This window comes from Arthrobacter sp. D3-16 (assembly GCF_054408515.1).
Map to the genome: position 1 here is coordinate 3,277,007 of NZ_CP096437.1, position 13,036 is coordinate 3,290,042.

At 65.2% G+C, this 13,036-nt stretch carries 10 protein-coding genes and 1 riboswitch; of the genes, 5 read left to right on the top strand and 5 right to left on the bottom strand.

Annotated features, from left to right (window positions below; genetic code table 11):
* Together gcvP and M1D32_RS15325 are read right to left on the bottom strand one after the other, a co-directional pair.
* Entirely contained in the window at positions 1 to 2,889 is a 2,889-nt protein-coding gene (gcvP, locus tag M1D32_RS15320; RefSeq protein WP_458779486.1) for an aminomethyl-transferring glycine dehydrogenase, read from the bottom strand.
* 181 nt (positions 2,890 to 3,070) lie between these two features.
* Positions 3,071 to 3,169, bottom strand: a riboswitch (glycine riboswitch).
* A 90-nt stretch (positions 3,170 to 3,259) separates the two neighbouring features.
* Positions 3,260 to 3,799: a TetR/AcrR family transcriptional regulator gene (locus M1D32_RS15325; RefSeq protein ID WP_458779487.1), complete on the bottom strand. Its 540-nt coding sequence runs from the start codon at positions 3,797 to 3,799 to the stop codon at positions 3,260 to 3,262.
* A gap of 66 nt (positions 3,800 to 3,865) precedes the next feature.
* Between M1D32_RS15325 and M1D32_RS15330 the strand changes: the two genes are divergently transcribed.
* On the top strand, positions 3,866 to 5,434 hold the full coding sequence (locus tag M1D32_RS15330; protein WP_458779488.1) for an MFS transporter: 1,569 nt from the start codon (positions 3,866 to 3,868) through the stop codon (positions 5,432 to 5,434).
* Between the two features lie 108 nt (positions 5,435 to 5,542).
* Here the strand turns inward: M1D32_RS15330 and M1D32_RS15335 are convergent, their stop codons facing one another.
* Positions 5,543 to 6,019 (bottom strand): Dps family protein, encoded by a 477-nt coding sequence (locus M1D32_RS15335; protein ID WP_458779489.1) that lies wholly within the window; start codon positions 6,017 to 6,019, stop codon positions 5,543 to 5,545.
* A 213-nt stretch (positions 6,020 to 6,232) separates the two neighbouring features.
* On the opposite strand from M1D32_RS15335, the gene M1D32_RS15340 reads away from it, so the two are divergent.
* The 3 genes from M1D32_RS15340 to M1D32_RS15350 are packed head-to-tail and all read left to right on the top strand — an operon-like array spanning position 6,233 to position 9,893.
* Positions 6,233 to 7,261 carry a nitrilase-related carbon-nitrogen hydrolase gene (locus M1D32_RS15340; RefSeq protein ID WP_458779490.1) on the top strand — a complete coding sequence of 343 codons (1,029 nt, stop codon included), beginning with the start codon at positions 6,233 to 6,235 and terminating at the stop codon, positions 7,259 to 7,261.
* A gap of 56 nt (positions 7,262 to 7,317) precedes the next feature.
* Entirely contained in the window at positions 7,318 to 8,343 is a 1,026-nt protein-coding gene (locus M1D32_RS15345; protein ID WP_458782207.1) for an agmatine deiminase family protein, read from the top strand.
* Complete coding sequence (locus tag M1D32_RS15350) at positions 8,340 to 9,893, top strand: APC family permease (protein ID WP_458779491.1); 1,554 nt, start codon at positions 8,340 to 8,342, stop codon at positions 9,891 to 9,893. The genes M1D32_RS15345 and M1D32_RS15350 overlap by 4 nt, the downstream gene beginning before the upstream one ends.
* A gap of 72 nt (positions 9,894 to 9,965) precedes the next feature.
* On the opposite strand, the gene M1D32_RS15355 is transcribed toward M1D32_RS15350, so the two are convergent.
* On the bottom strand, positions 9,966 to 10,514 hold the full coding sequence (locus tag M1D32_RS15355; RefSeq protein WP_458779492.1) for an AMIN-like domain-containing (lipo)protein: 549 nt from the start codon (positions 10,512 to 10,514) through the stop codon (positions 9,966 to 9,968).
* A gap of 271 nt (positions 10,515 to 10,785) precedes the next feature.
* A complete protein-coding gene (locus M1D32_RS15360; protein WP_163165722.1) occupies positions 10,786 to 11,088 on the bottom strand; it encodes a DUF4193 domain-containing protein in 303 nt (100 codons plus the stop codon).
* Between the two features lie 510 nt (positions 11,089 to 11,598).
* On the opposite strand from M1D32_RS15360, the gene M1D32_RS15365 reads away from it, so the two are divergent.
* On the top strand, positions 11,599 to 13,020 hold the full coding sequence (locus tag M1D32_RS15365; RefSeq protein WP_458779493.1) for an FAD-binding oxidoreductase: 1,422 nt from the start codon (positions 11,599 to 11,601) through the stop codon (positions 13,018 to 13,020).
* Positions 13,021 to 13,036 lie beyond the last annotated feature (16 nt).

Below are 13,036 nucleotides of genomic sequence, written 5' to 3' on the forward strand. Positions count from 1 at the left end.
TTAGTTCTCGAACTCGGAAAGCGGCGGGCAGGAGCAGATCAGGTTCCGGTCGCCGGCCGCGCCGTCGATGCGGCCCACCGGCGGGAAGTACTTGTCCTGCTTCAAGGACTTCACCGGGAACACGGCCTGCTCGCGCGGGTAGGCGCGGTCCCAGTCACTGCTGATGGCAGCCGCGGCGGTGTGGGGAGCGTTGCGCAGCGGGCTGTCAGCAACGGTGAAGTCACCCTGCGCCACCTGGTCGATTTCTGCGCGGATGGAAATCATGGCCTCAATGAAGCGGTCGATCTCGCCGAGGTCCTCGGATTCCGTGGGCTCCACCATCAGGGTGCCCGCAACGGGGAAGGCCAGGGTGGGGGCGTGGAAGCCGTAGTCGATAAGGCGCTTGGCCACATCCTCGGCGGTGACACCGGTCCTGGCCGTGACCTCGCGCAGGTCCAGGATGCACTCGTGGGCCACCAGCCCGCCTTCTCCGGTGTACAGGACCGGAAAGAAGTCGTTCAGGCGGGCAGCGATGTAGTTGGCAGCGAGCAGGGCGGACTTCGTGGCCTCCGTCAGGCCCTGGCCGCCCATGAGCTTCACGTACGCCCAGGAGATGGGGAGCACGCCGGCGGAACCGTACTTGGAGGCGGAGATGGGGACGTCGTTGCCTTCGGTCCAGGTGGCAGCGTTGCCGGGCATAAAGGGCGCGAGGTGCGCCTTCGCAGCCACCGGTCCGACGCCGGGGCCGCCGCCGCCGTGCGGGATGCAGAAGGTCTTGTGCAGGTTCAGGTGCGAGACGTCGCCGCCGAACTGGCCGGGCTGTGCCAACCCGACGAGGGCGTTCAGGTTGGCGCCGTCAATGTAGACCTGGCCGCCGGCGGCGTGGATGGCATCGCAGACTTCCCGCACGTCGGCGTCGTACACCCCGTGCGTTGACGGGTAGGTGATCATGATGCAGGACAGCGCGTCCTTGTTGGCCTCGATCTTGGCGTACAGGTCGGCGTGGTCAATGGTGCCGTCGGCGGCGGTGGCCACCACAACCACCTTCATGCCGGCGAGGACAGCCGAGGCGGCGTTGGTGCCGTGCGCCGACGCCGGGATCAGGCAGACGTTGCGCTGCTGGTCACCGCGCGAGTGGTGGTAGCCGCGGATCGCCAGCAGGCCGGCGAGCTCGCCCTGGGAACCGGCGTTGGGCTGGATGGACACCTGGTCGTACCCGGTGATCTCGGTCAGCTGCGCTTCCAGGTCCGCGATCAGTTCCCGCCAGCCTTCAGTTTGGGAGTCCGGAGCGAACGGGTGGATCGAGGCGAACTCGGGCCAGGAGATGGCTTCCATCTCGGCCGTGGCGTTCAGCTTCATGGTGCAGGAACCCAGCGGGATCATGGTGCGGTCCAGCGCCAGGTCCCGGTCGGAGAGACGGCGGATGTAGCGCAGCAGCTGGGTCTCGGAGCGGTGGGTGTTGAACACCGGGTGCTGCAGGAAGTCGGAGGAGCGCTCGACGGCGGCATCCAGGCCGAACCCGTCCGTCACCTCAGCCAGCCCGGCGCCAAAGGCGGCCAGGACGCCGTCGACAATTTCCGGGGTTGTGGTTTCATCAGTGGAGAAGCCCAGCGTGTCCGCGTCGATGCTGCGCAGGTTGATGCCCTTGGCCTCTGCTGCGGCGATGATGCCCGCCGCCTTGCCGGGAACGGAGACCGTGACGGTGTCGAAGAAGCTGGTGTGCACTACCTCAAGGCCGGCGGCCTTGAGCGAAGCGGCCAGGGTCCTGGCATGAGCGTGTGCGGACTGCGCAATCGCCTTCAGCCCCTCGGGTCCGTGGTAGACGGCGTACATCGAGGCCACGATGGCCAGCAGGGCCTGCGCCGTGCAGATGTTGGAGGTGGCCTTCTCGCGGCGGATGTGCTGCTCACGGGTCTGCAGGGCAAGGCGGTAGGCCGGAGTTCCTGCCGAGTCTTTGGAAACTCCCACCAGCCTGCCGGGCATGGAGCGCTCCAGGCCTTTCTGCACTGCCATGTAGGCGGCGTGCGGGCCGCCATAGAACAGCGGGACGCCGAAGCGCTGTGCCGAGCCGACGGCGATGTCCGCGCCCTGCTCACCCGGAGGCGTGATGAGGGTCAGCGCGAGCAGGTCGGCCGCAACGGTTACCAGGGCGCCGCGCTCCTTGGCGTCGGCGATCACCGCGCTGTGGTCAAACACCCGGCCGGAAGCCCCGGGCTGCTGCAGGACCACCCCGTTGATGGCGCCGTCGGGCAATCCTGTGGAGAGGTCCGCCACCTCAACCTCGAAGCCGAGTGCCTCGGCGCGGCCCCTCACGATGGCGATGGTCTGCGGCAGGCAATCGGCGTCCAGCACTGTCTTGCCGTCGCGCACCTCTTTGTTTTTGTTCGCCCGGCGCATCATCAGCACGGCCTCGGCCACCGCCGTGGCTTCATCAAGCAACGAGGCGTTGGCGATGGGCAGGCCCACCAGGTCCTGGACCATGGTCTGGAAGTTCAGCAGCGCCTCGAGCCGGCCCTGGGAAATCTCGGGCTGGTACGGGGTGTACGCGGTGTACCAGGCCGGACCCTCGAGGATATTGCGCCGGATCACCGGCGGCGTGAAGGTGTCGTAGTAGCCCTGGCCGATCATCTGCACGGCCGTCTTGTTTTTGCCGGCAAGTTTGCGGAGCTCGGCGAGCGCCTCCACCTCGCTCAGCGCGGCCGTCAGTTCCAGCGCGGAGTCCTGGCGGATGTCCTTGGGGACGGCGGTATCCACCAGTGCGTCCACGGTGTCGTAGCCCACTGCCTTGAGCATCGTGTCCACGTCGGCCTCGCGGCGGGCGCCGATATGCCGGTCAACGAAGGTGGCAGCAGCCGGGGCGGCAATAGCCGGAGAGGCGGGGGCCGGAGATACAGTCACGGGGAACTCCATAGCTAAGGCGGCATCAGGGTACGCCGCATCGATTCGGGTTCCTCCCCGCTCTGTATTGGACCTGAGAGTTTCCGCGTTGCCTGCATCCGCTGGCCCCGCTTGCACCGTCGGTGAGCACAGCAGTCCGGGTATCCGGGGGAACCGGATGCCAGGCGGACAGCCTGCTACTTTCCAGAGTTGCCTCGCCGCGGCGGTACATGGGCCTGTGAGATTCCTGGGGAGGTATTGCTCCTACGGCGCCTGCTTGTACCTTCTGGCAGAACTCTCCCGCCGCAGATCAAAGGCTATTCATTTGGGTTTTCCTGGTGGCCGTTTACGGCCCACACATGCACTAATTCTCCTATGCCGCGGGCTCAGGAGCAAATACCGGCTAGCCCCTCAGCCTCTCGACGGCGGCCAGGAGTTCTTCGACCTCCGCCTGCCTGTCGCCGGCGTTTCCGGACGGCCCGCTCTCCCACATGGCGTTGAAGTACAGCCCGTCCCCCATATACAGGACGGCCTTTGCCATCGCCGCTCCCACGTCCTTGCCGATCAGGTCCAGCCATTGCTGCTGGATGACTGCGAAGCGGCGGCGGGCATCCTCGTGGGCCACCTCGGCGAGCCGCGTCACGGCGACAAAAGAACGGTCCATCGGGGTATCGGACCAGAGGGATGACCGGATGAAGTAGGCCGCGGCCCCCTCGGGCGCGGCGGCCATGGCGGCGAGGTCTTCTCCTGCCAGGCGGTCCAACCGCTCCAAGGTTGCGGTGATCAGCGCTTCCTTGTTGGGGAAGTGGTACAGCAGGCCGCCCTTGGACACACCGGCCCGCTTTGCCACCGCATCCAGCGTGGCGGCCCTCTCTCCCACATCGATCAGGAGCTCTTCAAAGGCATCGAGGACTGCATCTCGCGCTACGGGTTTTCGGGGCATGCCTCCCATCATGCATCTCCGGCAGACAATTTCTTAACTATACCGTCCGGACGGTACAGTTATCTCATGACACCGTCCGCCGCCTCCCAGCAAGCACGTACCCGCACTGCCCCGACCGTCCCGGATCCCGCACGGGGCACGTGGCGCGACTGGCTTGCACTCGGGCTGCTGATGTTCCCGGTCCTCCTCGTGGCCGTGGACAATACCGCCCTGACCTTCGCGCTGCCCGCCATCGCGGGCGCACTGGGCACCTCGGGGGTGGAGCTGCTGTGGATTGTGGATGCCTATCCGCTGGTGCTGGCAGGATTACTCGTGGCCATGGGGAGCCTGGGCGACCGGATTGGACGCCGCCGGCTCCTGATCATCGGCAGCATTGGCTTTGCAGCCGTGTCAGCAGTAACAGCCTTCGCTCCCAGCGCCGGCTGGCTGATTGCCGGCCGCGCGTCCCTGGGTTTCTTCGGCGCCATGCTGATGCCCTCAACGCTCTCCCTGATCCGCAACATTTTTGTTGATCCCAACCGCCGGCGGCTGGCCATTGCCATCTGGGCGGCCGGGTTTTCCGGCGGTGCCGCCCTGGGCCCAATTTTTGGCGGGTGGCTCGTTGAGCAGTTCTGGTGGGGAGCAGTACTCCTGGTGGCCGTGCCCATCATGCTGCCCCTGCTGGCCTTCGGACCCGCCTTCATCCCGGAGTCCAAGGACCCAACACCTGGTCGGGTGGATGCGCCGAGCATCCTGCTCTCGCTGCTCACCATGGTTCCGGTGGTCTACGGCATCAAGGAGTTCGCCACCGAAGGTGCCGGACCGCTGGCCCTGGGCAGCCTGGCTTTCGGCCTGGCAATGGGCGCCACTTTTGTCCGGCGGCAGCAGCGGCTGAAGAGCCCGCTGCTGGACATGTCCCTGTTCCGCAACCGGGTGTTCAGCATGGCCATCACGGCAAACGTCCTGGCCCTGTTCTCCTTCAACGGCTTCATCCTCTTCCTGGCGCAGCACCTCCAGCTCCTTGAGGGCATGTCGCCTTCCGCTGCGGGAATGGCAATGATTCCGGCGCTGGTGGCAACCGTTGTGGCGGGCCTTGCGGTGGTGCCGGTAGTGCGGAAGGTCCGGCCGGGTTTCGTGGTGGGCGCCGGTTTGGCCATGAGCGCCGCAGGCTACAGCATGGTGACGTTCGGCAGCCACGCCGACGGGCCGGCACTGCTGCTCGCTGCCCTGCTGGTCCTGGCCCTGGGCGTGGGAACGGCCGAAACCATCTCCAATGACCTCATCCTTGGCAGCGTCCCGGCGGAAAAATCGGGGGCGGCCTCCGCGATCTCGGAGACAGGCTATGAGGTGGGCGCCCTGCTGGGAACTGCCGTCCTGGGCTCCATCCTGACCGCCTCCTACCAGCAGAACCTGCAGCTTCCTGCCGCGGCGGTCGAGGCCGCAGGCCAGGGCAGTGCGCATGCCAGCGAAACCCTGGCCGGGGCCATGGAACTTGCAGCCGGGCTGCCGGCACCCTTGGCGGACGCCGTCCGCCATGCCGCTGGCTCCGCTTTCGACTCCGGCGTGCACGTCACCGCGGCGATCGGGCTGGTGCTGATGGCGACGGCGGCAGTCCTGGCCGCCGTCGTGCTCCGAAAGGTGCCCAAGGCGCAGTAGGGGCGCAGACTGCATAGGGGCTCGCGCGGGCAGGCATAAAAACAGCGCCCGGCTCCGGACTTCGTGTCCGGGCCGGGCGCTGAAAGGCCGTGCGTGATGCCCTGCTGGCTAAGCGTCAGGCGCCGTGACGCTCGCCGTCGGCTTCATGGTTTCGGCGTTCACCATCCAGGCGAACTGCTCGAACTTGGCGATGAACTCGTGGAGCAGGTCAGCCGACGTGGGGTCTTCCTCGTCTACTTCGTCATGGACCTTGCGCATGGTGCCCACGGCAGCTTCCAGGGCTGCGACAATCCGCTCGATGGCGTCCTTGGTACTGATCAGGCCTTCAGGAAACGGAGCGAGACTGGTGGACTCTGCCACAGTGGAGCTGCGTCCGTCCGGAAGGGCGTGCAGCGCGCGCATCCGCTCGGCGGTATCGTCGGCAAACTGGCGGGCGGCGTCAATGATTTCGTCCAACTGCAGGTGCAGGTCACGGAAGTTCGTTCCCACGATGTTCCAGTGGGCCTGCTTGCCCTGGAGGTGCAGCTCGATCAGGTCTGTCAGCACAGCCTGCAGGTTGTTGGTCAGTGTCGGTGAAGCTTTCATGCGTCCTCCTCGATTGGTCCAGTAATCCCGACGCTATCAGCCCCGCACGGGCAGAGACGGTACCGCCGGGAAATTTCTCAGTGAGCTTACTAATTCCTTTTTTCCGACATAAACGAACGCGATTCATATTTCCCCTTGCATCGGGACGGATGGAACCGCATACTAAATGAACGTCATTCATTTAGTGACCATCGTCTCACTGGAGTAGCAAACATGATTGAAATTTCCTGCCTCGACGCACCCGCCTCCTTGGCCCGGACATCGCCGTCCAGCCGGAAGGCCCTGCGCGTTGGCGTGGTCCAGCACCGGTGGCAAGCCGACAGCGCCGCTGTCGAGGCCGAACTCAACGAGGGCATCAGCCAGGCCGCTGCATTGGGAGCCTCTGTGGTTTTCCTGCCGGAGCTGACGCTTTCGCGTTATCCGGCGGACACGCTGCCGCACAACGACCCTGCAGAGGGGACAACCCGTCCCCGGCCCTCGGACATCGCCGAAGACCTGCTAACGGGGCCAACCTTCCGCTTCGCCGCAGAGGCTGCCCGCCGCCAAGGGGTATCGGTCCACGCGTCGCTGTACCAGCGGGCCGAAGACCCTGACGGACAGGACGACGGGCTGGGCTTGAACACGGCCATCCTGGTCTCGCCGGAGGGCGAACTCCTGGCGCGGACCCACAAACTCCACATCCCCGTCACCGCCGGGTACTACGAGGACAAGTTCTTCCGCCAGGGCCCGGCAGCGGCTGACGCCTACGAGGTGCATGCCCCTGCCGAACTCGCCGGTGCCCGCCTGGGTATGCCCACCTGCTGGGACGAATGGTTTCCTGAAGTGGCCCGGCTGTACTCGCTGGGCGGTGCCGAAATCCTGGTCTACCCCACGGCCATCGGCTCCGAACCGGACCACCCCGATTTTGACACCCAGCCGCTCTGGCAGCAGGTAATTGTAGGGAACGGCATCGCCAACGGGCTGTTTATGATCGCGCCCAACCGCTGGGGCAGCGAAGGCACCCTGAACTTCTACGGTTCGTCCTTCATCTCCGACCCCTACGGGCGGATCCTTGCCCAGGCACCCCGCGACGCGTCCGCCGTCCTCGTGGCCGACCTGGACCTGGACCAGCGGAAGGACTGGCTGACCCTGTTCCCCTTCCTGGCAACGCGGCGCCCGGACACCTACGGCCGCCTCACCGAGCCCGTCCGCCCGAATGAATCCATCGGCGGCGAGCGCGGGTTCGCGGAGGTGTGCTCGTGACCGCCCCCGTGGCGCAGCAGGACGCAGGGGCCCTGATGCAGGCCGAGCAGTGGCGGATGCCTGCCGAAACAGCCCCGCAGGAGCGGCTCTGGATGGCGTTTCCCGCCGGCGGCTACACCCTTGGCGAGTCGGCCGAGGCTGCCCACGCGGCCAGGTCCACCTGGGCTGCGGTGGCGAACGCCGCCGTCGAATTCCAGCCGGTCACCATGGTGGTGGATCCCGACGACGTCGAAACGGCCGCTGCCTACCTCTCCCCCGACATTGAGCTACTTGCAGCCCCGTTGAATGATGCGTGGATGCGCGACATCGGCCCCACTTTTGTCTTAAATGGCGAGGGAAACCTTGGCGCGGTGGATTGGGTGTTCAACGGCTGGGGCGGACAGGACTGGGCGCAGTGGGACAAAGATGCACTGGTCGCCGGAGAGGTGGCCGGCCGGTCAGGGGCACAGCACATCGTCTCGGCGCTGGTGAACGAGGGTGGCGGCATCCAGGTGGACGGCCAGGGAACTGTCCTCGTTACGGAAACAGTCCAGCTGGATCCGGGGCGCAATCCCGGCATCAGCCGGGCCGACGTGGAGCTGGAGCTGGCGCGCACGATCGGTGCCACCCATGTGGTGTGGCTGCCTCGCGGCCTCACCCGGGATTTGGAGCGTTTCGGCACCCGCGGCCACGTGGACATCGTGGCCGCCATCCCCTCGCCCGGTACGCTGCTGGTCCATTCCCAGGAGAATCCCGAGCATCCGGACTTCGAGGTCTGCCGGGAAATTATCGACTTCCTGCGCGGCACCACGGACGCCGCCGGCCGCCATTGGAACATCATCGAAGTCCCCGCGCCCGAAACACTCCGGGATGAGGAAGGCTTCGTGGACTACAGCTACATCAACCACGTGGCGGTCAACGGCGGAGTGATCGCCTGCAGCTTCAACGACCCCCAGGACGACAAGGCCCTGCAGATCTTGGCCGAGGCCTACCCCGGGCGGCGTATCGTCGCCATTGACGCACGTGAGCTGTTTGCCCGCGGCGGGGGTATCCACTGCATCACCCAACAGCAGCCTGCTGCTTCCCAGAAAGTGGTGTCATGACAGAAACCATCCGAACCGGCACTCCCGCCGCCGGCGGGCATGCTCCCGGTACTGCCCACGGAATAACCCCAAAGGGCCTGAAGGGCGGGCAGCTGGGACTTCTCGCCGTCGTCGTCCTTGGCATCTCCACCATCGCACCGGCCTATACGCTGACCAGCGCACTGGGCCCCACCGTCAACGAGGCCGGACTCCAGCTGCCGGTCATCTTCCTCATCGGGTTCATCCCCATGATCCTGGTCTCGCTCGCCTACCGGGAACTCAACGCCGACTCCCCGGACAGCGGCACCACCTTCACGTGGGTGACCAAGGCATTTGGCCCCTGGGTCGGGTGGATGGGCGGCTGGGGGCTCCTCGCGGCAAATATCATCGTATTGTCCAACCTGGCCGGCGTCGCCGTTGACTTCTTCTACCTGTTCCTCTCGCAGCTCACCGGGACGCCTGAACTGGCAGACCTGGCAGCCAACAAAGCCCTTAACGTGCTGACTTGCCTCGTGTTTGTTGCGCTGGCCGTCTGGGTCAGCTACCGCGGACTGCATACCACCAAGCTGGTGCAGTACGGCCTGGTGGGGTTCCAGCTGCTGGTCCTTGGCCTGTTCGTGGCCATGGCGTTCGCCAACTGGTCCAGCTCCGAAACGGCCATCCCGTTCAGCTGGGAATGGTTCGACGTCACCAGGATCGAGACCTTCGGCCAGATCGCCGCGGGCATCTCCCTCTCGATTTTTGTGTACTGGGGCTGGGATGTCTGCCTCACCGTGAACGAGGAAACCGCGAACGGGAAGAAGACCTCCGGCCTGGCCGGCACGCTGACGGCCGTCATCGTCCTGGCCATCTACCTCCTGGTGAGCATCGCCACGATGATGTTCGCCGGCGTCGGAGACACCGGCAACGGCCTGAACAACACCGAAATCCACGAAAACATCTTCACGGCGCTGGCCTCCCCCATCATGGGTCCCTTCGCCATCCTGATGTCCCTGGCGGTGCTCTCCAGCTCCGCTGCCTCGCTGCAGTCCACGTTTATGTCACCGTCCCGCAGCCTCCTGGCGATGGGACACTACGGTGCCCTGCCGGAGCCGTTCAGCCGGGTCAGCAAGAAGTTTGCGACGCCGGGCTTCGCCACCATTGCAGCCGGCATCATGTCCGCGGGGTTCTACGCCGTGATGCATGTAGTCAGCGAGAATGTCCTCAACGACACCATCCTGGCCTTGGGCCTGATGATCTGCTTCTACTACGGGCTGACCGCCCTGGCCTGCGCCTGGTACTTCCGCAACAGCGTGTTCAGCAGCTTCCGCAACTTCCTGCTGCGGTTCCTCTGCCCGGTACTGGGCGGCGTGGGCCTGTTCGTGGTGTTCGGCCAGACCGCCGTGGACAGTCTTGCCCCCGAGTTCGGCAGCGGCTCCGAGGTGTTCGGCGTGGGGCTGGTCTTCGTCCTTGGGGTAGGCATCCTGGCACTTGGCGCGGTGTTCATGCTGGTGATGTCCCGGCTGCGTCCCGGGTTCTTCCGCGGCGAAACCCTCAAACGGGACACTCCCGCCCTTATTGTTCCGGAGTAGGTCCTGAGCAGCAGTGCACACAAAAAGGTGCCGCACCCCGGATCATCGGGGTGCGGCACCTTTTCAGTTGGATCACCAGAAGTGCGCCACGTCCACAATCAGCCGTGAACCGGATCCCGGGCCGTCGAGGGTGAACACCCGGAACGGAAGGCGGGCACGGACGCCCACACCGAAGTTGGTCTGACCCTCAAAGCTTCCGGCGTAGACCACCTGGCGGAAGGTCTGGTGGCCGGAGACGTTGGACAGTTCCGCCTTGTTTGCGGGGTTGTACGTGGCGTTGCCGTTGCCGTCATAGGAAGGTGCCTTGACGGTAACCTGCAGCCGGGCGTTTCCCCGGACAGGGACCGTAAACCCGGAGCCGTCCTGGACTATCTGGGGTACATAACGCACGGTGTAGCCCGCTGCCGGGCCATTGAGGTCCACCACCATCCGGTCAAAGCAGTAGTGCTGCCCGGTGCGGACGTTGGTGATGGATGCGGTGCTCGGGCTGTTGTCAGTCTTGGTCATGGAGCCCCAGACCAGCCCGCAATACGATGTGGTTGCCGAGGCGGGCCCCGGAACCAGGATTCCCAGCCCGACGGCCACTAAGAGCGCCGTGAGCCAGATGAGGAGTTTTTTCATTGTGGGTGCCATCCAGAGGAGGAACGGTTGGATAGCTCAAGCGTAGGAGCACAGCACTGCCGAAACGAGGGTTGTGGCCGCTTCGGCGCGCAACTGTGAGGAAGCCCGAATATGCATCACGCCGCTGTAAATCCGGGGCCGTTTTGCCACCGTCCTTAACCGTTCCGGTGCCGTTTCTGGACCCGCCCGTTATGCCGGATAACGGTGCCGGAAAGACGAAACAGCGCCGGACACCCGAGGGGGTGTCCGGCGCTGTTTTCCGTACGGAATTTCAGCCTTCGCAGTCGCGGCAGTACTTCATGCCGTTCTTTTCACGGGCCACCTGGGACCGGTGGCGGACCAGGAAGCAGGAGGAGCAGGTGAACTCATCTGACTGCTCCGGAACAACGATGACTGTCAGTTCCTCGTTGGAAAGGTCGGCGCCGGGCAGGTCGATTCCCTCGGCCGTGTCGTTTTCGTCGAGGTCGATTACTGCGGTCTGCGCGTTGCCGCCACGCGAGGCCTGCAGTGCCTCCAAAGAATCCGCGGGTGACTCTTCTTCTTGCTTGCGTGGAGCATCGTAATCGGTAGCCATTGCATGTTCACTTTCGTTGCTGCACAGCGCCATTTCAGGCACCTCAGTGAAGCAGTTTAGGTCATTATGCCCTCACCCGCGCAATAGTGTGTTCAACCAGACATTCCGCCGGGTTCGGCCGGGGAATTTAGGTGCTTTTCCCGCGCCTGATCTGCTCCGACAGCCACGCCGCTGAGGGCCGGAAGCCAGCCCCACCGCGTCGCATCTGCCATGGCATCTGCAGCCTGGCCGGGGGTATCGCAGTAAAAGGTATCCGCGAACCAGGCCCGGATACGGGCCGGATAGTGAGCTGTCATGCCGCCGACCATACGCAGTCAATGTTGTGGCCGCGTTTCGTCCCTGTCTCACGGACATTAATCCCGCTCCTGTTGAGAGCGGAGGCCGCCTTGAATTCGGGCTGGCTGCGGCCGAAAGAAGAAGCTATTGACCGGCCCGCGGAACTGCTCCTAAACTCCGGGCATCGGGATCCCCTGTGAATAGTTTTCGCCCTTTGACCCGGAAGCATCAGCGATGGCCACAGTTCATCACCACGATCCGGAACGTGACGCCCAGCAGTCACTGCAGGAATTGCGTGGGCGGCTGCGGGGACCCTTAATCGAGCCACAGGATCCGCTGTACGAGGAAGCCCGGGCGGTTTGGAACGGCATGGTCGATCTCCGCCCACTCGCCATCGCAAAAGCTGGGGCAGTCTCGGACATTGACGTTGTTCTGGATACTGCGCGGCGCAGCGGTCTGGCGCTGGCGGTCCGCGGCGGAGGGCACAACATTGCCGGCCACGGAACTGTTGAAGGCGGCCTGGTGCTGGACCTGGGATCACTCCGGGCTGTTCACGTGGACGTTGAACGGCGGCTCGTCACCGTTGAGCCGGGAGCTACCCTCGCTGATGTGGACGGGGCCACGGCCGCGCATGGGCTGGCTGTTCCGCTGGGAGTCATCAGCGGAACAGGAGTAGCAGGACTTACCCTTGGCGGCGGGGTGGGCTGGCTGACCCGAACCGGAGGCCTGAGCCTGGACAACCTGGAAGCCGCGGACATCGTCACCGCCGCAGGCGAACACCTGCACGCCAGCGCGGACGAAAACGCGGAATTGTTCTGGGGGCTGCGCGGCGGTGGCGGAAACTTCGGCGTCGTATCCTCTTTCACTTTCCGCGCCCATCCCCTGCCGGCGGCACCCTTGGGCGGCAACCTCTTCTACCGGCAACAGCACTGGAAGCAGGCCCTGCTGGCCTTCGATGCCTGGACCCGGGACCTGCCTGATGAGATGAACCCGATCATCTCCTTCCTGGTCTTCCCGCCCGATTTCGGCATGGGCGACGAGCCCTGGATGATTCTTGGCTTCGCCTGGACCGCCGCCGACCACCAGGCTGGCCTCAAGCTTGTTGACCAGCTCCGGGCCGTTGCCCCGCCTGACGAGGAGGAAGTGGGACCGACATCATGGCTGGACTGGCAGAGCGCCATGGATGCAGTGTTCCCCAAGGGCTCCCGGGGCTACTGGAAGAACGTTTCGTTTTCACGGCTGGACGAGGAGGTGGCCGATGTGGTGGTGGGTTTCGCCTCCGAGCTGGCGTGGCACGGAACCGGTATCGACATCCACCACCTGGAGGGCGCGTTCGGGCGGGTCCCGGAGGAGGCAACAGCGTTTCCGAACCGGTCGGCGCGCTACTGGCTGAACGTTTACGGCTTCTGGGGCGACGCCGCCGAGGACGAACGGCTCACCGCCTTCGCCCGCAAGGCCTACGCCCTGATGCGGCCCTTCGCCGAGCAGGGGGAATACGTCAACTTCCTGGGAGCGGAGCTGGGGATCAAGGAGACGGACGCCGCGCGCCATGCCTACGGCCAGGACAAGTACCAGCGCCTCGTGGCCCTCAAGGACCGCTATGATCCGCAGAATCTCCTGCGCCTGAACCACAACATCCCGCCGACGCAGGCGTGAAAGGCCCCTCAGGGCG

Excerpts from the sequence above, each read along its gene's own strand:
- gcvP (WP_458779486.1), bottom strand. The coding sequence starts at position 2,889 with ATGGAGTTCCCCGTGACTGTATCTCCGGCCCCCGCCTCTCCGGCTATT.
- M1D32_RS15325 (WP_458779487.1), bottom strand. The coding sequence starts at position 3,799 with ATGCCCCGAAAACCCGTAGCGCGAGATGCAGTCCTCGATGCCTTTGAA.
- M1D32_RS15330 (WP_458779488.1), top strand. The coding sequence starts at position 3,866 with ATGACACCGTCCGCCGCCTCCCAGCAAGCACGTACCCGCACTGCCCCG.
- M1D32_RS15335 (WP_458779489.1), bottom strand. The coding sequence starts at position 6,019 with ATGAAAGCTTCACCGACACTGACCAACAACCTGCAGGCTGTGCTGACA.
- M1D32_RS15340 (WP_458779490.1), top strand. The coding sequence starts at position 6,233 with ATGATTGAAATTTCCTGCCTCGACGCACCCGCCTCCTTGGCCCGGACA.
- M1D32_RS15345 (WP_458782207.1), top strand. The coding sequence starts at position 7,318 with ATGCCTGCCGAAACAGCCCCGCAGGAGCGGCTCTGGATGGCGTTTCCC.
- M1D32_RS15350 (WP_458779491.1), top strand. The coding sequence starts at position 8,340 with ATGACAGAAACCATCCGAACCGGCACTCCCGCCGCCGGCGGGCATGCT.
- M1D32_RS15355 (WP_458779492.1), bottom strand. The coding sequence starts at position 10,514 with ATGAAAAAACTCCTCATCTGGCTCACGGCGCTCTTAGTGGCCGTCGGG.
- M1D32_RS15360 (WP_163165722.1), bottom strand. The coding sequence starts at position 11,088 with ATGGCTACCGATTACGATGCTCCACGCAAGCAAGAAGAAGAGTCACCC.
- M1D32_RS15365 (WP_458779493.1), top strand. The coding sequence starts at position 11,599 with ATGGCCACAGTTCATCACCACGATCCGGAACGTGACGCCCAGCAGTCA.